30 protein-coding genes and 1 tRNA gene are annotated in these 25,442 nt (G+C 42.1%); 24 read left to right on the top strand and 7 right to left on the bottom strand.

What is annotated here, in order from left to right; genetic code table 11:
* Positions 1-39 precede the first annotated feature (39 nt).
* Complete coding sequence (locus ABMY41_RS10425) at positions 40-1,305, top strand: diguanylate cyclase (RefSeq protein WP_349274626.1); 1,266 nt, start codon at positions 40-42, stop codon at positions 1,303-1,305.
* Between the two features lie 72 nt (positions 1,306-1,377).
* Here ABMY41_RS10425 and ABMY41_RS10420 read toward each other — a convergent pair whose 3' ends face one another.
* The 5 genes from ABMY41_RS10420 to coaBC all read right to left on the bottom strand — a co-directional run bounded on the left by ABMY41_RS10420 (position 1,378) and on the right by coaBC (position 10,571).
* Entirely contained in the window at positions 1,378-3,075 is a 1,698-nt protein-coding gene (locus ABMY41_RS10420) for a diguanylate cyclase (protein WP_289098540.1), read from the bottom strand.
* 136 nt (positions 3,076-3,211) lie between these two features.
* Positions 3,212-5,425: a catalase/peroxidase HPI gene (gene katG / locus ABMY41_RS10415; protein WP_349274625.1), complete on the bottom strand. Its 2,214-nt coding sequence runs from the start codon at positions 5,423-5,425 to the stop codon at positions 3,212-3,214.
* A 189-nt stretch (positions 5,426-5,614) separates the two neighbouring features.
* Positions 5,615-8,368, bottom strand: a complete 2,754-nt coding sequence (locus ABMY41_RS10410; RefSeq protein ID WP_349274624.1) for a prolyl oligopeptidase family serine peptidase — start codon at positions 8,366-8,368, stop codon at positions 5,615-5,617.
* Between the two features lie 309 nt (positions 8,369-8,677).
* Entirely contained in the window at positions 8,678-9,265 is a 588-nt protein-coding gene (slmA, locus tag ABMY41_RS10405; protein WP_054554189.1) for a nucleoid occlusion factor SlmA, read from the bottom strand.
* A gap of 112 nt (positions 9,266-9,377) precedes the next feature.
* On the bottom strand, positions 9,378-10,571 hold the full coding sequence (gene coaBC, locus ABMY41_RS10400) for a bifunctional phosphopantothenoylcysteine decarboxylase/phosphopantothenate--cysteine ligase CoaBC (RefSeq protein WP_349274623.1): 1,194 nt from the start codon (positions 10,569-10,571) through the stop codon (positions 9,378-9,380).
* 144 nt (positions 10,572-10,715) lie between these two features.
* On the opposite strand from coaBC, the gene radC reads away from it, so the two are divergent.
* The 18 genes from radC (at position 10,716) to alr (ending at position 22,266) form a co-directional block, all read left to right on the top strand.
* Positions 10,716-11,390, top strand: a complete 675-nt coding sequence (gene radC, locus ABMY41_RS10395; RefSeq protein ID WP_175080365.1) for a DNA repair protein RadC — start codon at positions 10,716-10,718, stop codon at positions 11,388-11,390.
* 273 nt (positions 11,391-11,663) lie between these two features.
* Positions 11,664-11,900, top strand: coding sequence for a 50S ribosomal protein L28 (rpmB, locus tag ABMY41_RS10390; RefSeq protein ID WP_036973115.1), 237 nt, complete (start codon positions 11,664-11,666; stop codon positions 11,898-11,900).
* 11 nt (positions 11,901-11,911) lie between these two features.
* A complete protein-coding gene (rpmG, locus tag ABMY41_RS10385) occupies positions 11,912-12,067 on the top strand; it encodes a 50S ribosomal protein L33 (protein WP_022946036.1) in 156 nt (51 codons plus the stop codon).
* Between the two features lie 228 nt (positions 12,068-12,295).
* On the top strand, positions 12,296-12,637 hold the full coding sequence (rpsF, locus tag ABMY41_RS10380) for a 30S ribosomal protein S6 (RefSeq protein ID WP_036973113.1): 342 nt from the start codon (positions 12,296-12,298) through the stop codon (positions 12,635-12,637).
* Positions 12,638-12,704: 67 nt separating this feature from the next.
* Positions 12,705-13,007 carry a primosomal replication protein N gene (gene priB / locus ABMY41_RS10375; RefSeq protein ID WP_036973732.1) on the top strand — a complete coding sequence of 101 codons (303 nt, stop codon included), beginning with the start codon at positions 12,705-12,707 and terminating at the stop codon, positions 13,005-13,007.
* A 12-nt stretch (positions 13,008-13,019) separates the two neighbouring features.
* The gene (gene rpsR / locus ABMY41_RS10370; RefSeq protein WP_002962753.1) at positions 13,020-13,247 is read left to right on the top strand and encodes a 30S ribosomal protein S18; all 228 of its coding nucleotides are present in this window, start codon (positions 13,020-13,022) and stop codon (positions 13,245-13,247) included.
* Between the two features lie 35 nt (positions 13,248-13,282).
* Complete coding sequence (gene rplI / locus ABMY41_RS10365; RefSeq protein ID WP_054554192.1) at positions 13,283-13,735, top strand: 50S ribosomal protein L9; 453 nt, start codon at positions 13,283-13,285, stop codon at positions 13,733-13,735.
* A 302-nt stretch (positions 13,736-14,037) separates the two neighbouring features.
* Positions 14,038-14,469, top strand: coding sequence for a type IV pilin protein (locus tag ABMY41_RS10360; RefSeq protein ID WP_308200367.1), 432 nt, complete (start codon positions 14,038-14,040; stop codon positions 14,467-14,469).
* Between the two features lie 41 nt (positions 14,470-14,510).
* Complete coding sequence (locus tag ABMY41_RS10355; protein WP_349274640.1) at positions 14,511-14,594, top strand: hypothetical protein; 84 nt, start codon at positions 14,511-14,513, stop codon at positions 14,592-14,594.
* Positions 14,576-14,926, top strand: coding sequence for a GspH/FimT family protein (locus ABMY41_RS10350; protein ID WP_349274622.1), 351 nt, complete (start codon positions 14,576-14,578; stop codon positions 14,924-14,926). The genes ABMY41_RS10355 and ABMY41_RS10350 overlap by 19 nt, the downstream gene beginning before the upstream one ends.
* Positions 14,923-15,324, top strand: a complete 402-nt coding sequence (locus ABMY41_RS10345) for a prepilin-type N-terminal cleavage/methylation domain-containing protein (RefSeq protein WP_054563395.1) — start codon at positions 14,923-14,925, stop codon at positions 15,322-15,324. The genes ABMY41_RS10350 and ABMY41_RS10345 overlap by 4 nt, the downstream gene beginning before the upstream one ends.
* Complete coding sequence (locus ABMY41_RS10340; protein ID WP_063528379.1) at positions 15,321-15,845, top strand: prepilin-type N-terminal cleavage/methylation domain-containing protein; 525 nt, start codon at positions 15,321-15,323, stop codon at positions 15,843-15,845. The genes ABMY41_RS10345 and ABMY41_RS10340 overlap by 4 nt, the downstream gene beginning before the upstream one ends.
* Complete coding sequence (locus ABMY41_RS10335) at positions 15,838-17,586, top strand: PilX N-terminal domain-containing pilus assembly protein (RefSeq protein ID WP_349274621.1); 1,749 nt, start codon at positions 15,838-15,840, stop codon at positions 17,584-17,586. The genes ABMY41_RS10340 and ABMY41_RS10335 overlap by 8 nt, the downstream gene beginning before the upstream one ends.
* A gap of 142 nt (positions 17,587-17,728) precedes the next feature.
* Positions 17,729-18,280, top strand: a complete 552-nt coding sequence (locus tag ABMY41_RS10330) for a sigma-70 family RNA polymerase sigma factor (protein WP_287246217.1) — start codon at positions 17,729-17,731, stop codon at positions 18,278-18,280.
* A complete protein-coding gene (locus tag ABMY41_RS10325; RefSeq protein ID WP_349274620.1) occupies positions 18,267-18,752 on the top strand; it encodes a hypothetical protein in 486 nt (161 codons plus the stop codon). The genes ABMY41_RS10330 and ABMY41_RS10325 overlap by 14 nt, the downstream gene beginning before the upstream one ends.
* A gap of 11 nt (positions 18,753-18,763) precedes the next feature.
* Positions 18,764-19,705, top strand: a complete 942-nt coding sequence (locus tag ABMY41_RS10320) for a DUF4097 family beta strand repeat-containing protein (RefSeq protein WP_349274619.1) — start codon at positions 18,764-18,766, stop codon at positions 19,703-19,705.
* A 102-nt stretch (positions 19,706-19,807) separates the two neighbouring features.
* Complete coding sequence (gene dnaB, locus ABMY41_RS10315; RefSeq protein ID WP_235378097.1) at positions 19,808-21,187, top strand: replicative DNA helicase; 1,380 nt, start codon at positions 19,808-19,810, stop codon at positions 21,185-21,187.
* Complete coding sequence (gene alr, locus ABMY41_RS10310) at positions 21,187-22,266, top strand: alanine racemase (RefSeq protein WP_349274618.1); 1,080 nt, start codon at positions 21,187-21,189, stop codon at positions 22,264-22,266. The genes dnaB and alr overlap by 1 nt, the downstream gene beginning before the upstream one ends.
* Positions 22,267-22,271: 5 nt before the next feature.
* Here alr and ABMY41_RS10305 read toward each other — a convergent pair whose 3' ends face one another.
* A complete protein-coding gene (locus ABMY41_RS10305) occupies positions 22,272-22,511 on the bottom strand; it encodes a DUF2960 domain-containing protein (RefSeq protein WP_054554201.1) in 240 nt (79 codons plus the stop codon).
* 115 nt (positions 22,512-22,626) lie between these two features.
* Here ABMY41_RS10305 and ABMY41_RS10300 point away from each other — a divergent pair, with 115 nt between their 5' ends.
* The 3 genes from ABMY41_RS10300 to ABMY41_RS10290 are packed head-to-tail and all read left to right on the top strand — an operon-like array spanning position 22,627 to position 24,335.
* Positions 22,627-22,884, top strand: coding sequence for a hypothetical protein (locus ABMY41_RS10300; RefSeq protein WP_349274617.1), 258 nt, complete (start codon positions 22,627-22,629; stop codon positions 22,882-22,884).
* 20 nt (positions 22,885-22,904) lie between these two features.
* Complete coding sequence (gene pnuC, locus ABMY41_RS10295; protein WP_058583797.1) at positions 22,905-23,528, top strand: nicotinamide riboside transporter PnuC; 624 nt, start codon at positions 22,905-22,907, stop codon at positions 23,526-23,528.
* Positions 23,529-24,335: a phosphotransferase gene (locus tag ABMY41_RS10290; protein WP_175080374.1), complete on the top strand. Its 807-nt coding sequence runs from the start codon at positions 23,529-23,531 to the stop codon at positions 24,333-24,335.
* Here the strand turns inward: ABMY41_RS10290 and ABMY41_RS10285 are convergent.
* Complete coding sequence (locus ABMY41_RS10285) at positions 24,332-24,514, bottom strand: helix-turn-helix domain-containing protein (protein ID WP_054563404.1); 183 nt, start codon at positions 24,512-24,514, stop codon at positions 24,332-24,334. The genes ABMY41_RS10290 and ABMY41_RS10285 overlap by 4 nt on opposite strands.
* A gap of 219 nt (positions 24,515-24,733) precedes the next feature.
* Here ABMY41_RS10285 and ABMY41_RS10280 point away from each other — a divergent pair.
* A tRNA-Arg gene (locus tag ABMY41_RS10280) sits at positions 24,734-24,808 on the top strand.
* Between the two features lie 140 nt (positions 24,809-24,948).
* Positions 24,949-25,326, top strand: a complete 378-nt coding sequence (locus ABMY41_RS10275; protein WP_349274616.1) for a DUF3800 domain-containing protein — start codon at positions 24,949-24,951, stop codon at positions 25,324-25,326.
* Positions 25,327-25,442: the final 116 nt, after the last annotated feature.

The following is a 25,442-nucleotide window of genomic DNA, read 5'->3' as shown; positions in this document are numbered from 1 at the left end:
TTTACTGAGTAGTAATAATGTATTGGACTCGGGTTGCCCATGAAACTTAATGACGCACAGATGTTTGTTAATCCTATTTATCGGTTAATAGAAATTACACCTATCCCTGTCATTGTTTCCTCGCCTAGCGGCAAACTCGAATATGCAAACCCGGCACTAAAACAACTATTAGGTTACGAAGGCGATGAAGTGTACGCAGATGATGTTGTTATAACTCATGCTGATGACAGGGAGTTAAATAAAATTATTCGTGCCAAGCTTAACCAGTTTCCTGAGCAGCCCCTACAAATCGAAAAGCGTTACATGCATAAGTTGGGTCATGCTATTTATTGTCAGCTAAATATTGTTGCCGAGATGGATAATGACGGTAATGTTGTGCGTTATATTTCGCAAATTATTGACTTAACAACAGTCAATAAAGAGGCGGCCGCGGATATTTTGTTGACCCATTTGGTTGATAAATCGAATGATGCCATCTTTGTTGCAAACCCTCAGTTTGGTCAAATCCTTAATTGTAATCAATTTGCTTATAGGTGCTTAGGTTATGAAAAGGAGGAGCTTTTAAAACTAACCATTCCAGACATTAACCCTGACTACGATACCAAGGCTAAATGGCAAGAAAGGGTGGCGCGTATAAAAGCTCAAGAAACCACTATTTTTGAGTCGTGCTTAAAACAAAAAGATGGTCAGGTTTTTCCTACAGAAGTGAGTGTGTGTCATATCGACCATCAAGGGAAAAGCTATCTACTTGCGATTGTGCGTGACATTTCAGCTCGAAAAAATAAAGAGCAGGCTTTGATTGAGCTTGCGAATCTTGACCCGCTTACTCAATTACCGAACCGTCGTTATCTAGAGCAATTATTAAATGATGTATTTAGTGAAAATGGTGATGTGGCTGAAGGAATGGGCTTTATTTATATCGACTTAGATGATTTTAAACAAATCAACGATCAGCATGGTCATGCACTAGGCGATGAAGTTTTGGTATGGGTTGCAAAGCAACTTAAAGCTGCCGTCAGAAGTATCGATTATGTGATAAGAATGGGAGGCGATGAGTTTTTAGTGACTATTTCAGGCGTAACTAACACGACGATTTTGAATCGCTTAGCGCATAAAATTGCGGATCAATTTTCAGCCCCTTTTAGTTGCAAAGGTAAGTCAATTGAGGTCACAGCAAGTATCGGTGTGACAGCGCATTTTCTCGGCGATGGTGTGTATGCAGCAAACCAATTAATTGAAGAAGCGGATGCGGCTATGTACCAAGCTAAAAAGCAACCCGGAACAACCATCATTCATTTCAGCTAACGGTTTTAACGTCTTAAGTTGCTCTGAAATTTGAAATTTGAAATTTGAAACTTGAAACTTGAGACTTTCCCCTCAAGCAGCCACTTCAACACAATTACGGCCGTTACTTTTCGCTTTATACAATGCTTTGTCGGCAATGGTGAGGGTTTCTTTCACGGTTGTTGAAGCATGAGCTACGCTATGTACACCAATACTCACGGTAAATTGCACGGTTTGTACTTCATCAATGGTGATGTAGGTTTCTTGGGCTTTTTGGCGAATTCGCTCTGCAATTTGCTTGGCATCAAGTAGGTTACAATTGAGTAGTAACACAAACTCTTCGCCGCCGTAACGGCAGGCTATATCTGCAAGGCCTTGCTCTGAGGTGAGTATGTTGGCAAATGCGATAATGACTTTATCGCCAACATCGTGACCATATGTGTCGTTGATGTTTTTGAAGTGGTCGAGATCAGCAATTAGGAGGGTTAACTCTTGCTGATTACTTGCCATAGCGGCAATCAGTTCTTCACTTTTTCTGTCAAAGTAACGGCGGTTGTAAAGGCCTGTCATAGGATCTGTATCGACCAAGCGATTGAGCTCAGTTTGCTGTGCTTTAATTTTTTCGAGGCTCTTAATTCGATAAGAAAGAATAAACGCCATCATTAATGCTTCGAGCAAAATACCTATGCCTACACCGTGGCTATTTATCACGTTTGCGTCGCTGATCCCCTTGTAATAAAGCACCGCCAGCATATTGAAAATGACAAACATAGAGTGACCAAGTAAAAAGTATTTTGCTAGCGGGTTTCCTTTGCGCCACAGCGAAATAGATACTCCAAATGTCACCGTCATCATTAAAGCAGCCAAGCTGCTAGCAGGTTTTAAGGCACCTACAATATCGAACAAGCTATAGATAAAGTCAGCAACCAGTAAGAATAAAATAATCGACAGCGCGATATGCTCTTTAGGGTAATGCTTTTTGGTTTCGAAAATGAGCATTACAAAAATCACTAAAAAGCTTGGCATGCTCAGTAAGTTAGAATTGAGCTGTAGTAGCTCGGCACTAAAAATACCAAAGAAGTTAGCAGCAACACCATAAGATAGCGCCACCCAAACCGTGCCAGAGATAAGATACAGTGCGTAAACAATGTTCTCGATTTTACGTGCCGATAAATACAAGAAGAAGTTATAAATCATTAGCGCTAACATCATCCCGACAAGCAGCGCAATGTAATTACCATTCCCGACAAGGGCTCGTTTTGAATGCTCTTCATCATAAATAGTTAATGCAAACCACTGATGTGAAAAGGTCACGCTTTTTATATAAATTGTTTTTTGCTGGTTAGGAGCAATATAAAACGAAAACACGGCACTGCCACCAAACATGTTGGCTTTAGGCCCTGCTTTATCAAGTTGGATAACTGATTGGTTTATCAGTTGTCCTGATTGTGTTTCGTAAAAGCTGACTTCTTCTAAATGATAGGCATCTGGGTTATGCACAAATAAGCGTAGGGTATCGCTGTAGCTATTTTTTATAACTATTTTTGACCACGTTGTTTTAGCGTTAGTGCCCAAAGTAAGCTCGTTTTTACTGTTGATAAAATTTTGCTGCTGAACTTGTGAAAGAGGCATAGTGCCTGTGCTATCAATAAAATAGCTCATAGCAAATTGAGTGAGGTCAACGCTACGTTGATCGATATTAACAATAGGGGAGTTATCTGCACGGCTTTGGGTCGTCATGCTTAGGCATAATGAGTAGATAACAAAAAGCAGTAAAAAACGCGCAATCATCCCTAATGCCTGTGTCCAAATAAATATAATAATAAAGTTTTATTTTTAACGTAAACCGCTGCCTTGTCGAGTAAATTATCAACGAAAATAAAAAAAGCCGCTAACTTAGCGGCTTTGTTGGTTGCGAAAATATGGGTTAACGTAGGTCGAAACGATCTAGCGTCATTACTTTAGTCCACGCTGCTACGAAGTCATCAACGAACTTTTGTTTAGCATCGTCAGAGGCATACACTTCAGCAATTGAACGTAGCTCTGAGTTTGAACCGAAGATTAAATCTACTGGTGTTGCTGTCCACTTAAGTTTGCCTGACTTACGGTCACGGCCTTCGTAAACACCTTCCTCAGAAGACTTAGACCACTTCGTTGACATATCTAATAGGTTAACGAAGAAATCGTTGCTTAATGTGCCAGGCTTTTTCGTGAATACACCGTGTTTAGTTTGGTCAGTATTTGCGTTAAGGGCACGCATACCACCCAGTAATGCAGTCATTTCTGGTACAGATAAGCTTAGTAAATCAGCACGTTCAACTAACATTTCAGCCGGTGATTTCCATGCTGAGCTGTAGTAGTTACGGAACGCATCTGCTGTTGGCTCAAGTACTTCGAATGATTCAACGTCAGTCATTTCTAATGACGCGTCCATACGACCTGGCTTGAACGGTACTGCGATAGAGAAACCTGCGTCGCTTGCTGCTTTTTCGATTGCAGCCGCACCACCAAGAACAATCATATCTGCTAGTGAAATTTCTTTACCGCCAGATGCTTTTTTGTTGAACTTAGTTTGGATTTTCTCAAGTTTGCTTAGTACTTTAGCTACTTCTTTCGGGTTGTTTACCGGCCAATCTTTTTGCGGAGCAAAGCGAATACGTGCACCGTTTGCACCACCACGCATATCTGTGTCGCGGTAGCTTGCTGCTGATGCCCAAGCAACACGCACTAGTTCAGATACAGATAAACCTGAATCTAAGATGCTAGCTTTAAGTGACGCGATATCTTTGCTATCAACTAGTTTGTGGTCAACCGCAGGGATATAGTCTTGCCAAATTAATACTTCTTCTGGCACTAAGTCACCTAGGTAACGAGCACGTGGGCCCATATCGCGGTGGTTTAGTTTGAACCATGCTTTAGCAAATGCCAGTTCGAACTCTTTCGGGTCGTTTAAGAAACGCTGTGAAATCTTACGGAACTCAGGATCTGCTTTTAACGCGATATCAGTTGTGAACATGATAGGCGCATGACGCTTACCTTTAATGTGCGCATCTGGCACTAGGTTAGACGCTTGACCATTTTCTGGGATCCACTGAGTCGCACCCGCAGGGCTCTTAGTTTTAACCCACTCAAAGCTGAATAAGTTTTGTAGGTAGTTTATTGACCAACGTGTTGGTGTCACTGTCCATGCACCTTCAAGACCTGAAGTAATGGTATCTTCAGAGTGACCTTTACCACATTTGTTTTTCCAACCTAAGCCTTGCTCTTCGATACCTGCTGCTGCTGGCTCTTTGTCTAAACACGTCGCTTTTTTCGCACCGTGTGCTTTACCAAAGCTGTGACCACCGGCGATTAGCGCAACGATTTCTTCATCGTTCATTGCCATGCGGCCGAATGATAAACGAATGTCTTCTGCTGCTAGAAGTGGATCAGGGTTACCGTGAGGGCCTTCTGGGTTTACATAGATTAAGCCCATCTCAATTGCCGCTAATGGGCCTTTAAGTTTGCCTTTTTTGTCACGACGTTCGTCAGTTAACATTTTGCCTTCGGGGCCCCAGTATACGTAATCTGGTTCCCAATCGTCTTCACGACCACCTGCATAACCGAAGGTTTTGAAGCCCATTGATTCAAGCGCAACGTTGCCTGTTAACGCCATTAAGTCAGCCCAAGAAATGCTGCGACCGTATTTTTGTTTTATAGGCCAAAGTAAACGACGCGCCTTATCAAGGTTCGCGTTATCAGGCCAGCTGTTTAATGGGTCGAAACGTTGTTGACCACCGCCTGCGCCACCACGACCATCAAAAGTACGGTAAGTACCTGATGCGTGCCACGCCATACGGATGAAGAACGGACCATAGTGACCGTAGTCAGCAGGCCACCAATCTTGAGAATCAGTCAATACTTTCTCAATATCAGCTTTCACTGCGTTTAGGTCTAACTTTAAGAATTCTTTTTTGTAATCAAAGTAAGGACCCATAGGATCAGACTCTGCGCCATGGGCACGAAGTTGGCTAAGATCTAATTGCTCTGGCCACCAGAATTGGTTTGATTTGATGTCGTTTGTAGCTTGTACGCCTGTTGCCACCAACAGTGATACCGCAACAGCTACTTTAGACAAAGCTGACGTTGATTTCTTAAACATTGTGTTGTCTCCAGTTAGAAGTTGGGTGAAATATAGTTATGTTCTGGTTAACTTTCCACTTACAAACTGGGGTTTAAATCGATTGATAAAATCGAAAAAATAGATGGTGTGATTGATTTTATAGAACAAAGCCAGCAAAAATGCTGGCTCTGGGGGAGGTGTGCAGTAAGCTTAAATTTAGCTTATTGCTTATTCTTCAATAAAGGGTACACCATTTTTGATCCACTCAGCGGCTGGTTTGCCTTTTAAGTAATGATCAAAATATTCCATCATGCGTACTGAGAAATCCACTTGGTTAGGGAATTTCTTCAGGTGATGTGGTTCACCTTCGTATTGTAAGAAGGTGGCATCTTTACCTGCACGACGAAGCGCGAGGTAATATTGAACCCCTTCGTGCCATGGCACAGCGTCATCTTTGTCGCCAAACATAATCAGAATTGGGGTATTCACTTTATCGGCGAAGAACACTGGTGAGTTTTCGATGTATAGCTCTGGCGCTTCGAATAACGTTTTACCAATGCGGCTTTGCCCTGTTTCGTATTGGAACTGACGCGCAAGGCCTGATTTTAAGCGAATACCGCTATATGCACTGGTCATGTTAGATACTGGCGCACCCGATACAACAGCCTTAAACATATCTGTTTGCGTGATCATAAAGGCACTTTGGTAGCCTGCCCATGAGTGACCTTGTAAACCAATTTTATCTGGATCAGCAATGCCTAAATCAATCAACTTTTGAGTGGCGTTGATCATCGTTTGAGTTGACGATTTACCTGGGTGACCAATTTCAAAACGGATATCAGGTAAGAAAATCGCATAACCATTTGAGGTAAACATCGGGAAGTTAGGACGATGATTTAATTCCATTTTCGGGAAGTCATACATGCGTTGGCTCATATAGCGGTAGAAGTACACAACTACTGGAACCTTATCGCCTTTTTTGTAGCCCGCAGGCTTAATTAATACGCCTTGTAAATCTTCCCCATCAAACCCTTTGTAGCTAATAAGCTCAGGTTTTTCACCCCATGCAAAGTTGCTAATTTGTGGGTTAAGGTTGGTAACACGCTGTGGCTTTTTGAAGCTAAAGTCAGTTTGGTAGTAATCAGGGAATTGCTGATATGTTTGCGCAGTAAATAGGTATTTGTCGGCATTTTTCGCCTTTTTAACTACATCATAACGCTTTTTACCTGAAAGTACTTTGCTCACTTTATTGCTTGATAAGTCGAGTTTGGCAATTTCAGTTTGCTTATCTTGCAGGTTAGTTGCGCTTAGCAATAATGTTTCGTCTTTGGCAAAGCCCACTTGGTCTTTATCAAGTTTAATAACACGATATTGGGTATTGGTTTCTTTACCTTGAGTTAAACGGGTTGCTTTTTTAGTTGCGACATCAAAAGCCCAAATATCAAATTTACTGTAAACCAGTACTTGGCTGCTGTCGTTTAACCAGCCAGCAAAACCATAACCCGGTTGAGGCGAAGGGTAGTCATGTTTATCATCAGCAAAAATAGCGTTAATTGCTTTAGATAAGCTTGAAACCTTGTTGTTACCTAAATCTTTGAGCTGTACTTGGCTGTCTTGGAAAAATGCCGCAAATTGACCATTAGGCGCAAGGCTTGGTCTAAACGGGTAGTCGCTGACAATAGCGGTTTGTTTACCGGTTTTAACATCAACACTGAAGTAATCTGCGTAAAAACCGCCATACATAACACGTTCTAGGTAAGGTCGGTCTGAATAGCCTAATAGCGCTTCGCGATGAGTATTTAGCGAAACCTCAGGCATGTTCGGCGTGCTTAACTGCACAACGTGCTGACCATTTACATGATATACCGCTTGGTAGTGACGAAGCTTATTCGCTTTGTTCCATTGTTGCTCTTCGCGAGGCTTAATTTCAGCGTCTTTATTGTGCCAAACGTTGAGGCCCTTTTGGTCGCGAATGGTATCGAAATCATATAAAGAAGCTTCATCTTTGTATTCTTTTGCGGCAACTTTTGCAGCGAGTTTAGGGTGGTTTTCAAAGTATAAACGAGCACCATCTTCAGACCATTTTAGCGATGCTGTTTTGCCAATAGTCCAGCTGCTATCTGCAGAATTAATGGTTGAAAGTGCCCCATTTTGTAAAAGCTGTAAGCTGTGGTCACGGCGGCGTGTATCATCATTCACGTAATTACCAATTAACAGCGCTGCGGTATTGCTGTTTGGTTGCCAAGCTATTTTATTTGCCACAACGCCCGGCTCATCAATCAGTACACTCGTTGCAAAGCCATTATTAAGATCAACTAATACAACTTGGTTGTCGGCACCATCACTGTAGCTTTGGCTTGCTAATAATTGCTCGCCAGTGCTACTCATTGCATAACTAAATACATTATCTACAGTGTGAGTGGTTTTGTCTTGAAGGTTAACAAGCACTAAATCAAAGCTTTTATCTTTTTTATCTGGCTTGATTTCGCTGCTGTTTTCGTCTTTTTCTTCGCCGTCTTTTTTATCTGCTTTCTTATCTAGTCGATAAGCAAGCCATACACCATCATCCGATAGTGCATAGTCTTTTACATCGTTAAAGGTTTGTTGCTCACCATTGTTAGTATTCACTAAAACAAGGTTGTTTTTTAGCTCATCTTTTTTCTTGGTGGTTTCTTTTTCAAGTAGGGTAGGTACCTGAGTAAAAGCCACCCAGTTTGCTGCTTTATTAATAGTTGGGCGAGTACCGCGCTCAACGCTAGTTAGCAGGGTGTTGTTGTTTAATGTATAAACCAGACCTTGTGCATTACCGCGATACGGGTCGGCACTAAAGCTAAGAATTTGGCCATCTTCAGAAAGTTGGGTGCCTTTTGCGTATTTAAAATCAAACACGTCTTTAAATTGCAGAGCTTCTTTCGCACCAACCTGTGCACTACCAAGGCTTGTCACCAAGGCTAAGCTCAAAAGTGATAATTGCGCTTTCATTTATCTTTCTCGTTGTTTTTAAATTGATGCACCCAGTGTAGCGTTTTTAATAAACAATTCGAGTAGATACGATAAGTGGCGTGTTTGGGGAGGTGGAAGGGGATAGTTGCGAGGGGAGAGCTTGTAGGCGTGAAATTCATTTCACGCGAAAAAATTGCACAAAGAGAAGTGAATGAGAAAAGAATGAGGAAAGTTAGAAAGCAGCTTGCTAACTTTACTCTTTCCTCTAGAAGCTTGCTAACTGTTTGGAATTCAATCTGATAGCTGACGGCTGAAGGCTGACAGCTCAAACTTTCCCCTAGCAGCTCACTACAACCAAATCTTCTGTAGCTCTGGCCATTGTTTTTCAAATTGTGCACTTGGTTTTGCTTTAAAGTCGCTGCGCACGAATTGGTTCATCTTACCTTCTACATAGGCGAGTAAGAAGTTGGCTAGGGTGCTTTCGTCTGACTGGAATGCTTTACCTTCGCGAAGTTTGCGTTCGCGTAGCACTTGCTTGAACTGAGTTTCTAGCTTTTCAAATAAGCCTTGTACACGCTCACGTAAACGCTCTTGCTCACCTTGTAAGGCATCACCGGTCAAAATGCGGGTAATGCCCGGGTTTTTCTCGGCGAAGGCTAACAATAACAGCAAAATATTGTATACACGTGTTTGGCTTTCTTTCTCATTTTCTAAAATGAGGTTAATGCGTGATAACAGGGTATCTTCAATAAACTCGATTAGGCCCTCAAACATCCGTGCTTTACTCGGAAAATGACGATATAACGCAGCTTCAGACACACCTACCTCAGCCGCGAGTTTTGCGGTTGTGATACGTTGACCTGGGCTGGTTTCTAACATTTGTGCGAGTGCTTGCAGAATCTGCTCTTTGCGATTACTTCTTTTTGTCGCAGGCATGACCATTCCTTTCTTATAATTTATTACTTGCGCTGTTGGGAGTCAGACAAGCCATTTTTTGTGCAAATGAGTGGCTTATGTTAATGTTTTATTCAGTTTCTTTCCAGCATTTTTACAAACGCTTGGCAAGCTCAGTCATCACGCTCATGGCTAAATCTTTTTTACTTCCCATTGCTAAATCTAGCTGCTCATTGTGCCAGAAGAGTGTTAAAGCATTATGATCAGAGTTAAAGCCAAGGCCTTCTTTTGATACGTCATTTGCGCAGATCATATCGAGGTTTTTATTCTTTAATTTACCTTGTGCATAGCTTGCAACATCTTGAGTTTCTGCCGCAAAGCCAACGGTATAAGGGCGGTTTTCGCTAAGCGCAGCGACGTTAGCGATAACATCTGGGTTTTTAACTAAGGTAAGGGTCAGTTCATCACCTTGCTTTTTCATCTTTTGCTCATGAATTGCAGCTGCACGGTAATCAGCCACTGCTGCACAGCCGATAAAAGCATCCGATTGCGCGGCAAGCTTCATTGAGGCGGTAAGTAATTGCTCAGCACTTTCTATATTAGTAAGCAGGGCATTAGCAGGTGCTGCAATTGTTACGGGGCCTGAAATCAGATTTACCTTTGCACCTAGCGCAAGTGCAGCTTCTGCAAGGGCATAACCCATTTTGCCTGAGCTGTGATTAGAGATATAACGAACAGGGTCGAGGGCTTCTCGGGTTGGTCCTGCTGTAATCGTGACGGTTTTGCCTGCAAGTAATGGCTCTACTTCAGGTTGTGTACAAAGCGCGACTAACTCATGAGGCTCTAACATGCGTCCTGCGCCAAAATCACCACAGGCTTGCTCGCCTTTACCTGGGCCCCAAATAGCCACGCCACGTTCGCTAAGTGTGGCAAGATTGGCTTGTGTAGCAGGGTGGGCATACATTTGTTGGTTCATTGCTGGTGCAACAGCTACCTTTGCAGGGGTAGCCAGTAGTAGGGTTGTCAGTAAGTCATCTGCAATACCCATCGCCATTTTTGCTAAAATATTACTGGTTGCAGGGGCGACTAAAATAAGGTCTGCCCATTTGGCAAATTCGATATGACCCATCGCGGCTTCTGCTGCTGGGTCGAGTAATGAATCAGAAACAACCTCACCGCTTACCGCTTGCATAGTTAAAGGAGTAATAAAGTGTTTTGCTGAGTCGGTCATGACGACTTTTACTTCACAGCCTTGATCTTTTAAACGGCGAACAAGTTCTGCGCATTTATAGGCTGCAATACCACCACTCATACCTAGCAGGATTTTTTTATTTACTGATTTTGTCATTACGTGAAATTTAACCTTTGTCGATATGGGCTAACGATAGCAAATCTTTACCGATAGCATGAAGTTTTCTTTTATACAGACAGGAAAAAATTGGATTTTATAGTACAGTTTAATAAGTGGAATAGTTGTTTTAAGGATGAAGCAATGCCATTAACCGATCTACCTTTATCAGCAAGGCCGCGGGAGAAGTTACTTGCCCAAGGAGCCAAAGCACTCTCAGATGCAGAGTTATTAGCAATATTCTTACGTACCGGTGTGCCGGGTATGAATGCCATTGAGCTGGCGGAGCACCTGCTCGATATAAACAGCACTTTGCACGACTTATTTAATGCATCTGAACAAGAGTTTTGTGCCCAAAAGGGTTTAGGGGCCGCTAAGTATGTGCAGCTTCAAGCGGTACTTGAGCTAAGCCGGCGCTATATGCTTGAGCAATGTAAGCGCGAGGCACTATTTACTTCGCCGCAAGCCGTGTATGACTATTTAACTATTCAGCTGCGAGGCTTACAGCAAGAAGTATTTATGGTGCTGTACTTAGATAGTCAAAACCAGCTAATTAAAGACGAAGTACTTTTTTACGGCACTATTAATGCCGCTTCTGTTTATCCACGCGAAGTTGTTAAAGCTGCACTGCGTAATAATGCGGCGGCTCTAATACTTGCTCATAACCACCCAAGTGGGGTTGCTGAACCTAGTCAGGCCGATAAATTAATCACCACTAAGTTACAGCAAGCCTTAGCCTTAATTGACATAAACGTGCTGGATCACATCATAGTGGGTGGTGAAAATTGTGTTTCGTTTGCTGAAAGAGGGCTTATATAGAGCCAACTGTATTAGAGAGTGTGTTAAAAATGAGCAGTTTAGGGCGATTTTAGAAATTAGTTTAATTTAAATGCAGTTTTTACTTTCCCTAAGGGCATTCGATCTTTATAATTAGCCGCTATCAAATTTACACATGAGCTGATTGGATAAGATCTGTTACTTGATCTTTGCCTGTATAAGCTGTATAAAGAGCGCCCTTCGATTTATCCCGGGGCACAAATACTGGCCTAAGGGAAAATTAAGCTCGAGCGAAGTTATTGGAGATATATAGACATGTCTAAAGTATGTCAAGTTACAGGTAAGCGTCCAGCGGTTGGTAACCACCGTTCACACGCGAGAAACGCGACTAAACGTCGTTTCCTACCTAACCTACAAACTCACCGTTTTTGGGTTGAAAGTGAAAAACGTTTTGTAACACTACGCACTACTACTAAAGGTATGCGTATTATCGATAAAAAAGGCATCGACGCGGTTCTTACAGAAATCCGTGCTCGTGGCGAAAAAGTTTAAGGAACTGAATCATGCGCGATAAGATCCGTTTAGTTTCAACTGCTGGTACTGGTTTTTTCTACACTACCGACAAGAACAAGCGTAACATGCCTGAAAAAATGGAAATCAAAAAATACGATCCTAAAGCTCGTAAACACGTGATTTTCAAAGAAGCTAAAATCAAGTAATTTTAGTTTTCAGAATATCAAAAACCCAGCTTCGGCTGGGTTTTTTGTTTTTAGCGTTTAGAAAATCTTAATAGGGCACAATAATCTAGCTTGGCTTGCTGTTTTATCTTGCTTAATTATCAATCTAAGCGTAAAATGCGCGCTCATTTCGGCTTATTAAATTTAATTCCTTGCCTTAAACCGACTGGCCGAAACGGTAGAAGGCTCTATTAACCGTAAGGAATATCCATGCGTCATTACGAAATCGTATTCATGGTTCACCCTGATCAGAGTGAGCAAGTACCTGGTATGATCGAACGTTATACTGGTTCTATCACTGAAGCTGGTGGTACTATCCACCGTCTTGAAGACTGGGGCCGTCGTCAATTGGCTTACCCAATCGACAAGCTTCACAAAGCTCATTATGTTCTTATGAACGTTGAAGCACCTACTGAAGTAATCAGCGAGCTAGAAACTACTTTCCGCTACAACGATGCAGTGCTTCGTAACTTAGTTATGCGTACTAAAGACGCTGTAACTGAAGCATCTCCTCTTGCGAAAGAAGAGAAGAAAGAAGCACCAGCTGCTTAATCGTTTTGAGTTCAAGCATGGCGCTTGCAGTTGAGACAAAAAGATGAGCCAACCGCTTAATCCTTATATGAATCAGCTGACATTATCTGGGGTTGTTTGTAAAACACCTAAATATAGTCAAAGCCCTGCTGGTATACCGCATTGTATTTTTGTTCTTGAACATAAATCGATGCAAGTTGAAGCAGACCTTAACCGTAATAGTTATGTCAGGCTTCAAGTTGTTGCCAGCGGCACGCCAATGCAACAACAAACTCAACAATTGCACGTTGGGCAACAAGTGCAAGTGACGGGGTTTTTAAACCGTCACGAAGGCCGAAACGGCTTAAGCCAATTGGTCTTGCATGCTCAACATATAGAAAGAATTTTTTGAGGAATTTTACTCATGGCACGTTATTTCAGACGTCGTAAGTTCTGCCGCTTCAAAGCGGAAGGCGTACAACAAATCGATTATAAAGATCTAGCTACTCTTAGAAACTATGTTACAGAAAGTGGCAAAATCGTACCTAGCCGTATCACAGGTACTAGCGCTAAATATCAGCGTCAGCTAGCAACTGCTATCAAGCGTGCTCGCTACTTAGCCCTTCTTCCATACACTGACTTACATAAGTAAGCAGCGGATTAACAGTTTTTAAAAGGTGTAGAGACATGCAAGTTATTCTACTAGACAAGATCGCAAACCTAGGTGGCCTAGGTGACCAGGTTGTAGTTAAATCTGGCTTCGCACGTAACTTCCTTTTCCCACAAGGTAAGGCAGTTCCTGCAACTAAAGCTAACATCGAAACTTTCGAAGCACGTCGTGCTGATTTAGAAGCTAAGATCGCTGAAGATCTAGCTGCTGCTCAAGCTCGCGCTGACAAGTTAGAAGCATTAGCTGAAGTTACACTAGTTTCTAAAGCTGGTGACGAAGGCAAATTATTCGGTTCTATCGGTACTCGCGACATCGCTGAAGCTATTTCAGCTGTTGGCGTTGAAGTTGCTAAATCAGAAGTTCGTTTACCTCTAGGTACTATCCGTGAGACTGGCGAATTTGACGTAGCAATCGCAGTACACTCAGACGTATCGGCTACTATCAAAGTAATCGTTATCGCTGAAGCTTAATAGCAATATTAAGTAAAAAAAGCCGCACTTAGGTGCGGCTTTTTTGTGCCCGAAATTTATGAATTGTAGCATTTTGTACCGCTATTGCTTCTTCGTTGATCATTCAATAGTATTGGTTTCTATATTTTAAACATATAAATGCCATCCTATAATCTTACCTATTTTACAAACATACGTTCTTTTTTCTTAATTTTCTTGTTCTTATTAGTATAATCGAATGAGTAAAAGTAAATTGGTTAAAATTGACACTGACAACGCTGTCATTTATATTGTGCTGGTTAAAAAGTATTAAGGGGTTGAGGTTGAAAAGTGCATTAGTACCACATGGAATGGGTAAACAAACAGGCTTTACATTAGTAGAAATTCTTATCGTGATCGCTATTTTAGGGATTTTATATAGCGTAGCATTGCCTGCTTACACTGAGCACATGCAACGTAGTCGCCGTGCTGATATTCAACAAGAGTTACTGCAATACAGCGCCAGTCTTGAACGTATTTATTCACGAAATGGCGGCTACCCTAATGCATTTGCAACTCAAAATACTGACTATTACACCTTTACCTACACAGCAACAGATAAAGTATCAGGTGCTGTAAGCGACTTTAAAAATCGTGGCTACAGTTTAAAAGCCGCTCCTAAATCGGGTTCGGCGCAAGCAAGTGATCGCTGTGGTGACTTAACCGTTAAACATGATGGTAGTTATAGCGCTTCATTTAGTGATTGCTGGGAGTAACACAATTGCGTCGAATTGCAGGGTTTACCTTAATTGAGTTAATGGTTGTGCTGAGTGTTATTGGCATTATGGCAGCCCTTGCTTTTCCGTCTTTTAGCAACAAATTTTGCAAGATCGCGTGGTAACAACTGCAAATCAATTAAATAGCGCCTATAAATTTGCACGCAGTGAAGCGGTCAAACGCGACAAACCTATTAACCTAGTTGTCAGTAATAATAGCTGGCAAGTGACCCTCAACGAGGGCGGGGTAGACACAGTTTTAAAAGAATTTTCGGTTACAAAAAGCGGAGTTACCGTCAACTTAGTCGCATTGGCCATTAGTGCCAGTGGTGAAGTTGATAAACAAGCTGAAATTTTAGTGAAAGATGAACACACAAACACCACAGATTACGTGATGTGTGTGCTTAAAAGTGGCCAAAACTGGTTAGTAGAAAATTCACAGCGAGGATGTGCATGAATAAGCAGGCAGGCTTTTCATTATTAGAAGTGATGATTTCAGTGGTGATCGCTGGCATCGCATTATTAGGCTTGGCGGCAGCGCAGCTAAAATCGCTGCAATATGCAACCAATAGCTTTAATTACACCGTGTCACTTATTCAAGGGCAAAACACCATTGAGCGGTTATGGCCGCGTATTTGTGAAATTCAAAAAACCAATACCGCACTTTTTCAAGACGCGACATTTAGAGCTTCGCTCGCGCCACAAGTGAGTGATTATCAACTGACAATCCCAGCTACTTACAGTGATGATATGCAAGTTAATGTGGCTTGGGTCGATAAGCGCATGACAGACAATGCAGAAAATCAAATTAGTCTAAATGCCAGTTTCCCTGATTTAACGGCGGTGTGCTCATGAATAAACGCGTTCAGGGTTTTACCTTAGTTGAACTGATGGTGGCATTGGCAGCTGGCGCTTTTTTATTAGCTGGGGTGAGCTTGTCTTACTCGGCGATTAAAAGCACGATTGAGGTGAGTAAAGAGCTTGAAAACGCTCAAGAAGTGATTCGCTATACCAGTAAAGTATTCAACCGCAGCATAAAGCAAACACAACTAACACCCACCATCAGTGCAGATAAAAGCACGATTACTATTACTCAGCCAAGTGGTGTCATTGCCTGTGATGGCTCTGCGACAACTGCGCAGGTGGTTGAAGTATATAGCTTAAATGGCAGTAACTTAATGTGTTCACTCGATGGTGCTGCCTCAGAGCGATTACTGACAGGTATCGAAGCTTTGTCATTTGATATCGCCGGTGAGCTTGTAACCGTTACTGTAAAGCCAAATGATTTACCTGCTCAATTTGGCAATGGCATTAATATTGATATTGCCTTAACCAATGCAATATTAGTCAAAGCATACGGAGCTGGCAGTGTATAACAAGCAAAAAGGTTTCACCCTAATTACAGTGTTGATCTTGACCAGTATGGCCAGCATCGTGGTGCTTAGTTCGCTACGTGAAAACATTGTTCAAGAACGCTTAAGTGGTAACTTCCAAAAGAAATTAAACAGCCGCTTAATGGCTGAAAAAGGTGTGTTTGAGCAAGCTAAGTTATTGCAACAAACCTTGAATGAGGAAGGTGTATTAGCGGTTGAAGATTTGATCAGTAAAACCAGTAATGCATCGGGCTCTGGTGTTATCGCTGATGATGCCATTTTTAATGCCAGTTTAAGTCAAAACGCTGCCGGTGAGCTTGAAATTGCAAGCTTAGGGCAACGATTTGATGGTGACGCACAAAGTAACTTAGTCGCCCGTTTTGCAGTACAAGGCGCGAAAGGTAGCTCTGTTTTCACTAATGCGATGGTGGGGTGTAAAGGGGTTAACTTGTCGGGTAGTGGTAGTATCGATAGCTATGATTCGAGCAAAGGCGCCTACGAAGAAACTAAATCGAATGATGGTGATGTTTCAACTATAGCTGGTGATTCAGATGTGGTGCTATCGGGTCACTCACCGATAAAGGGCGATGTAAAAGCGACCGGGGTTATCTACTTAAATGGTTCATCACCAATTATTGGTAATATCCATTCAAATACCGGTGTTTATATCTCTCCTGGCAGTGGTTTACGTGTTGACGGTAATGTCTATACCCGAGGTTATTATACCCATCGTGGGGGGACTGTTTCGGGCGTTGTGCGAGCCAATGGTGATGCAAAAATGCAGTGGTCTACATTCATTACGAATAGCCAAGGCGAAGCGCTGGATATTATGTATGGCGGCTCAGGCGATTTTAAAGACACCTACAATAATCAACAAGATGGTGTGCACTACAGTGATAGCAAGTTTAATGTAAACCCGAATGTTGAGTCGATAACTGTTGCTGACCCAACAGCCCCTGATTATGACCCAACAAATCCAGACACCAGCTGCGACCCGTTAATTTTGCCAGAGAAAATGACAGACATCACAGACCAAGTGAGCAGTTATAGTTCTGTTTCGATTGGTCCTACGCAACAATTTAAACTTAATACTGAAAAGGGCTTTTTTAGTAGCGGTGGTAGCCAAGTAATTTTGCCAAACCTTGCCGATGTTTTCTTGTTTAACTCTAAAGCGCAAAACCAAGCTAATGGCAGTAACAGTAAAGAGTATATCTTTGCACTTGATAGGCTCAAAATGACCAGTGACGGCAAAATGGAAGTTTCTGGTGGTGATGTTATTTTACTGATTGATGGCGACTTTTCGATGGAAGGGGATACTAGCCTAACAATTAAAAAAGACAGTAGCTTAACAGTGTTATTAACCGGAAAAGTAAATATTGGTGCAGGCGCAAAAGTCATTACTGAGCAGGAAGGATTAACCACCAGTGGCCATCCATCGTTATCATTTTATTCATCATTTAATGGTGTAAATGGCGTGCAATTTAGTGGTGCTGCGAATTTATATGCGGCTATTTATGCCCCTTTGACAACAGTAAAGCTATCGGGCAGTGGTGAGCTGTTTGGTAGTGTGCGTGGCTCAACAATTACCGCAACAGGGGGCAGTGGTGCTCATTATGATGCGGGTTTATTACAAGTACAAAATGGCGGCACGCCTGCTTCTTCGGCACGCATCGTATTTTTAGGTTGGAGCTACAAAACTGCAGAAACGACTGAAGAAGAAAGCGAAGCATCACCTGGAGAATAACGCAAAGCCCCAAATAAAATTGTGTAAGCTCAATTATTTGTAGCTTACACAAAAAAAATTAATTTCATTTAAACCTTTTGAATCCTTCCTTACGTCTAATACACTAAATTCACAACAATAATCATAAAGGACAACATCCAGGATGTTGATAGATGCAGAACAAGCGTTCGCCCAGCAAAGTGAGCATGCCTTGATTGAGCGCGTAAAAAGCGGTGATCAAGCTGCCTATGCAACACTTTATGAGTTGCATGTGAAGCGGGTATATAGCCTATGTTTGCGATTACTTGCAGATAAAGAGCACGCCGAAGATGCAACACAAGAAGTGTTTGTACAGTTGTGGCACAAAATCGCTAACTTTGATGGACGCTCACAATTTTCGACTTGGTTACACAGTGTTACAAGCAATATTGCGATTAGCTACATTCGCAAACATAAAAGCTGGTTTCAAAAAGTAGTGAGTTTTGAACAAAGCGGAATGGATGAGCAAAGCGCAGCAGATTGCGGTGGCTTTAACGGCCTCGATAAATTAGTACTGAGACTACCTGAGCGAGCACGTATGGTGTTTGTGCTCCATGCAATTGAAGGTTATCGCCATGAAGAGATAGCAAGCATGCTTGATATGGCGGTCGGTTCAAGTAAATCGCAATTTCACCGTGCAAGGCAGTTATTAAAAGAGTGGTATGAAAATGAGTAAGCCAGAATTTGAACAATTTTTAAATGACTCGCTTAACCAGCAGCAAGATATTAGCCCTGATAAAGATCTTTGGCCCGGTGTTGAGCGAGCAATTGCAACAGGGCAACCAGAGCAAACTGATAAGCCAAACCATGGCTGGAATAAACTCGCTGCAGTTGCCGCTTGTTGTATAGCCGCACTATTGACCGTACAGCTTTTTGTTGGCCAAGGTGAGCCAAATAGCATGATGGCAATGAGTGACTATTTTACCAAGCAAAAGCAAGGTTTGTTAGTGCAGTATCAAAATCAACCTGCATTAACCGACAACTGGCAGCAACAACTAAAAGAGTTAGAAGAAGCCGAAAGTGCCATTAAGCAAGCACTTGAGAATGAACCTGAAAACCCAGCTTTATTACAAATGCTGTCGCAGGTTTATCAGCAACAATTGGACTTAATTAACAAGGTGCATGCATCGAAGTGGCAAACGATTTAGGAGTGACAATTATGAAATTACTAGCCTTAACTTTAGGATTACTGCCACTGATGGCAATGGCGGGACAAACCATTAATGAGCAAATTGATGTACCTGCCAATAAACGCATTTTTATTGAAAACCAACGTGGTGATGTACGCATTGAAGGATGGGATAAACCACAACTTAAAATCGAAGGTGAGCTTGACGATAAGGCACAAGGCTATCGTTTAGAGGTTGAAGGAAGCCGTGTTGAATTTATCGTAAAAATGCCGCGAAATTTAGGTGGCTGGAATAGTGGTGACGGCTCTCGATTAACCATTTACATGCCAAAAAGCAGTGAGCTTGAATTTGCTGGGGTGAATGTCACAGTTAGTGCTAAAGAGCTTGAAGCAGGCGCAGAGATTGATACCGTCAACGGTGATATCACAGTGCAAGATATTAGCGGCAACATGAGCTTTGAAACGGTCAATGGTGATGTAAATGCCAACGACTTAAACGGTGATATTCGTTTTGAAACAGTCAATGGTGAAATTAACGATAAAAACTCGCAAGGTGCTTTACGCTTTACCGCGGTGAATGGCGACATTAAGTCAAAAACCAAAGCACAAGATGTGCGCCTTGAAAATGTAAACGGTGATATCGACTTTGCTTTTGATACAATAAAAAAGCTGCGCATCAATACCGTAAACGGTGAAGCAGAAGTTCACATCAATAAGCTGCTTGAAGATGCTAATATTCGTTTTGAATCAGTCAGTGGTGACGCCGAGTTTTACTTCCCAGCTGATGTATCGGCAAAGTTTGAAATTGAAGCTCACGCTAACGGTAAAATCGTTAATGAGCTTAGTGATGACAGAGCAACGAAGGCGAAATACGGCCCATCTAGCGACTTAGAATTTAGTATTAACGGTGGGGATGCTGATATCGAAATGGATACGATTAGCGGACGCATTGAACTTCGTAAACAGAAATAACGATTAGGGTTACAATAAAGCGGGAAGTTTTCCCGCTTTACTATTTGCACAGCCTTAGCAAGTAGATAGAATAGAGCCATTCAATTTTAGTTTTGTGATGTTATGGCCAAACCAGATAAGCAAGTCGATACGTTAAAAGTCCCTCCCCATTCAATAGAAGCTGAGCAATCTGTTTTAGGTGGTTTAATGCTTGATAATCAAGCGTTTGACCGAGTTGCTGAGTTAGTGGTTGCGCAGGATTTTTATACCCGAACCCATAAGCTGATTTTTGAAGCGATGGTGAATCTTGCTGAAGGGGGTGATCCAATCGATTTGATCACTATTTCTGAGAGCTTAGAGAAAAATAATCAGTTAAGTAGTGTTGGTGGCTTTGCTTACCTTGCTGAAATTGCCAAGAACACGCCAAGTGCGGCGAACATTGATGCTTACGCGAATATCGTGCGAGAGCGCGCTGTTATTCGTGAAATGATTGGTGTTGCGAACGAAATTGCAGAAGCTGGTTTTAGCCCTGAAGGGCGTACCAGCCATGACCTGCTCGACTTTGCTGAAAGTAAAGTATTCAAAATTGCTGAGCAGCGCAGTAAAAGCACTGAAGGTCCACAAAGCTTACACAGTATCTTAGAAAAAACCGTTGATAAGATTGAAGAGCTTTACCAGTCGCCGCAAGATGGTGTGACCGGCGTAAGTACGGGTTATACCGATCTAGATAAAATGACGGCGGGTATGCAGCCTTCTGACCTTATCATTGTGGCGGCACGTCCATCGATGGGTAAAACGACCTTTGCGATGAACTTAGCCGAACACGCTGCGATGACACAAGATAAGCCTGTACTCATTTACTCACTAGAGATGCCTTCAGAGCAAATCATGATGAGGATGCTGGCATCTCTAGGCCGTATTAACCAAACTAAGGTGCGTACTGGTCAGCTTGATGATGATGATTGGGCGCGTTTGTCGTCAACCATGGGCTTGTTGATGGAAAAAGGTAAAATGTATGTGGATGATGCATCAGGCCTAACACCAACGGATGTGCGCTCGCGGGCTCGTCGTATTGCCCGCGACCATGGCGGTATTAGTATGATCATGGTTGACTACTTGCAGTTAATGCGTGTGCCAAGCTTGTCGGACAACCGTACCTTAGAGATCGCTGAAATCTCTCGTTCATTAAAAGCACTGGCAAAAGAGTTGCAGTGTCCGGTTATTGCACTATCGCAGCTTAACCGTACCCTAGAGCAACGTGCTGATAAACGCCCAATCAACTCCGACTTACGTGAATCAGGCTCAATCGAGCAGGATGCCGACTTAATCATGTTTATTTACCGTGATGAAGTGTATAACGAAGACAGCACAGAAAAAGGCGTGGCCGAAATCATCATCGGTAAACAGCGTAACGGTCCAATCGGTAAAGTACGTTTAACCTTCCAAGGTCAATTCTCGCGTTTTGATAACTACGCGGGTCCAGCTATGGACGACGAATACTAATGCGCTTAGCCATTGCCGAAATCAACCTAAAAGCACTTGCTCATAATTTAGCACAAGTGAAGCGCTTTGCGCCTGGTTGCAAAGTAATGGCAGTGCTTAAAGCCAATGCCTATGGCCATGGCTTAGTTAAAATTGCTCAATATCTAAATGATGCCGATGCATTTGCGGTTGCTCGAATAGACGAAGCGCTAGCGCTACGTGCAGGTGGACTAACAAAACCGATTGTATTGCTTGAAGGTTTTTTTCATAAAGATGATTTACCTATCTTGCTTGCCAATAACTTTCAAACCATTATTCACGATGAAAATCAGCTCGCAACGCTTGAAAATACAAGCCTTGACGCACCAATTGCGTGCTGGTTAAAGGTGAATACGGGTATGCATCGATTGGGTATTGCGCCATCGCAATTTGAGTCTTTCTACAGTCGCTTAAAAGCAAGCCCAAATGCCCGCGATGACATTAAGTTAATGACGCATTTCTCGTGCGCCGATGATATCAATGATGAAAAAACCGCTCAGCAAATTGCCTTATTTGATTCTTTGGCAGATGGCAAAAGTGAGCAGCATTGCCTTGCAAACTCTGCTGGCATTATTGCTTGGCCAAAAGGTCATGGCGAGTGGGTGCGCCCTGGCTTGATGCTTTATGGCGTATCGCCAATGCTTAATGGCGTAGGGCAACAGCACGGACTAGAGCCTGTTATGCGTTTAACAACGCGAGTTATCGCGATACGCGATGTCGATGCCGATCAGTGTGTTGGCTATGGTGGACGCTGGCACAGCGATAAACCGACTAAGCTTGCGGTAGTTGCGATGGGCTATGGTGATGGTTATCCTCGTCATGCTGACCAGGGCACACCTGTGGTTATTAAATCGCAACGCTATGGTATTGTTGGCAGTGTAGCGATGGACATGATCACGGTGGATATTGGTGATAACCGCGACAACATCAAAGTGGGTGATGAGGTGATTATGTGGGGGCCTGAGCTACCCGTTGAAGAGATTGCCCAGTGCGCAACAACCATTCCTTACGAGTTACTGTGTAATATCACCCCACGTGTAAGCTACGAGTATCAAGAGTAACTTTGTTACTCTTTAATAAAATACACGTCACTGAAACCCATTCGTGCGAATTCTTGGTCACGAAAGTTACGTACTGCTGCAGAGCCTTTTGAAGTCATTTCGACTTGCTGTTCCATCTTTAAATAATTGGTTAAATCAATGCCTTCAGCCGCTGCAATAGCATGGTACATATCGCGGTATTTATCTTTTGCAAAATTGATTTCGCGAGGCTGATTTTTAAATTTGTAGGTAATGCGGCGTGCCATAATGAATCCTCAATGTTTATCGGGGCTAATTTTACACTAAAAAATAACCATAGCCATGACTTGTTAGTATAAGCGGGTTACAATGCAATACTTTTCAAAGACTCGGTAAATCATAATGAAACTTTCAGTAGAGATCAGTAAGTACCCACTACATCAAGACTACATTCCGTTTATCAAAGGTTTTATTGACCGCGTAAACAGTTACGAAGGTCTTAAAGTGATCACCAACACCTTATCTACTCAGATTTTTGGTGATTATGATTTAGTGATGTCTATACTCAATACTGAAATCAAACGTTCTTATGAAGAGTTTGGTAAAGCTATTTTCGTCTGTAAATTCTTACATGGTGACTTGTCGCCTAGCGAAGACTAAACCCTAAAGTAGCGCGTGTTATGGAATTTTTAAGCGAAACCTTCTCTGGCTTTACTGCCATGTCGCATTGGGAATATATTGCTGTTGCCTTATCGATGGCGTATTTACTGTTAGCGATTAAAGAAAGCTTATGGTGTTGGCCAGCCGCGTTTGTGAGCACCTTTATTTATACCGTAATGTACTGGAATGGCGCACTGTTGATGGAGTCGCTACTTAATTTTTACTACATGTATATGGCGGTATATGGTTGGGTGGTTTGGCGCAGGGGCATGAATAATAAAGATCATCTGCCCATTATTTCATGGTCGTTAAAGCGTCATGCGGTGATTTTGCTTGCCACCTCACTGGCTTCAGTTGCCATAGGTTTTGTGATGACCAATTACACTCACGCTGATTTTGCTTATTTAGACAGCTTTACCACCTGTTTTGCGGTGGTGACAACCTACCTTGTTGCCAAGAAGGTACTGGAAAACTGGTTGTACTGGATTGTGATTGATGCAGCATCTATGTACCTATACTTTGAAAAAGGGTATTACCCAACCTTAGTACTTTTCGTGTTTTACACCATTATGGCCGCGTGGGGCTTTAAAACCTGGTATGAAGAATACGAGCAGCATCAGGCTAAGCCGCTTGCACAGCTATAGATGAAAACTGAGCAACAAATTCACGCGCTTTTTACGCGCTTCAACTCACGTTTAGTCATCACCTCAATCAGTCCACTGGTTGAGGGGTTAAGCAATGATAACTACCTAGTTAAAACAGCAAGCCAAGATTTCTTGGTTAAGCACTATCGCGACCACTGGCCGGCGATTGGTCTTGCAGCGCAAGCGCATTTTGCAAAGCAAAGCTGCTGCCCAGACCCACTTTGGTTAGAGCAAGCAACCGATACGGCTATTTTCGAATACGTGGCAGGCAGCATTGCCAGCGGTGAATTTTGTAGTAGCTTATTGCCCGACTTAGTTAATTTACACCGTTACCCTGTGCTTACTGAGCCGATGGATATAGCTTACGAAATTAACTACTACCAGGAAACAGAGCGTTACCAGCAACATGCTGAGCTAATTGAACGGTCACTGGCTTATATTGCTTCAGCGCCTAAAGACATGGGCTTTTGTCATAATGATTTAGTGAAAGAAAATATCATTGTGAATGAGTCGGGTATGTTTTTAATCGACTTTGAGTATGCCAAAAGCAACGATGTTTATTTTGACTTAGCTGCGCTGGTGGTGAGCTTTGCGTTAAATGATGAGCAGCAACTGGCGTTGCTTAAACGCTATCAAGCGTTAGTGTGCGAACATCACGAGTTTTACTTATCAGTTGAAAAGCTTGCGGCATTTCATGCGCTGTTTTTGCTTTTATGTATTTGTTGGTACGAACAACGTGGTGCGATGGATAAAGTGGCGCCCCTGCTAATACAGCTTAACCACTTCATAGAAAAAGCTAAAAATTAAAGACCGCCAATTCGCTCGGCAAGTTCTTTATATTTTTTTACGTCTTCTGGATCAAACAAAGGCTCCCCTTTGTCATCTTGTGATTTCGAGATCAGTAAATGCTCGCGAGCAAGACGTTTTACGCGTTCGACTTTTACACCTAAAAACTCCGCGACTTGCTCTGTAGACATTAAACTCATGATCAAATTCCCCTTACATGGCAATACAGCCACCTTGTTATTAATTTTATTAAGTATACGTTAATACCTTGGTTCTGCACGAAAGTGAAGTGTTTTAATGCAAATTGCTGAATTTATGTGCATATAAAGGCCTCGATGCTAGCATTTAGCACAAGATGCCATTATCATTGCCGGGTTGTCATGCTGATATCGCGAGTCAGTATTGACGACGACAAATGTGCTCTCGTGGTGAAATGGATATCACGTGGCCCTCCGGAGGCTAAGTTGCAGGTTCGATCCCTGCCGAGAGCGCCATTTGCTCTTCAATTCAATGTTTAATTCCCCAATAATATCAGCCTTTCGTTTTTTAAAATTTTCTTTTAATCTTTAGAAAAGTCGATAAAAAGTAATTTAATCGTTTTTTCTATCTTTATAAGTCTATTGTCAGGGAATGAATGAGTAAAAATATTAATCATCACCAGCTACCTTTATTTGAGTTTGATGGATCAAATTCTAAGAAGCTGGATAGCAAAGATGATTCTGAATTTTCTAAATATATTGTTTATGTAGATGAGAGCGGGGATCACAGCTTACAAAGCGTTGATGATAATTATCCTATTTTTGTATTGGCATTTTGTGTATTTCATAAACGTCATTACAGCGAATCTATAGTTCCAGCTTTAGAAAAATTTAAGTTTAACTTTTTTGGTCATGATCAGCTCGTATTACATGAGAATGAAATTAGGCGTCGTAAGAATACCTTTAAGATACTTAATAATCGTTCACTACAAACAAGGTTTTTAGATGATTTAACTGAAATAAGGCCTTGTTGATCAAATGCAACTCTCTAATAAACTCACTTAACTTACTGATATTTAGGCAGACCAAGGGTGTTGATCTTATTTAGCGCCTTCACTTTGATCATCGCTTCAACCAGTTGGCGATTGTA

Origin of the sequence: Pseudoalteromonas sp. BZA4, from assembly GCF_040104395.1 — a bacterium.
GTDB lineage: Bacteria > Pseudomonadota > Gammaproteobacteria > Enterobacterales > Alteromonadaceae > Pseudoalteromonas.
The sequence above is the reverse complement of the archived record's forward strand: the minus strand, read 5'-3'. Positions and strand labels throughout refer to the sequence as shown.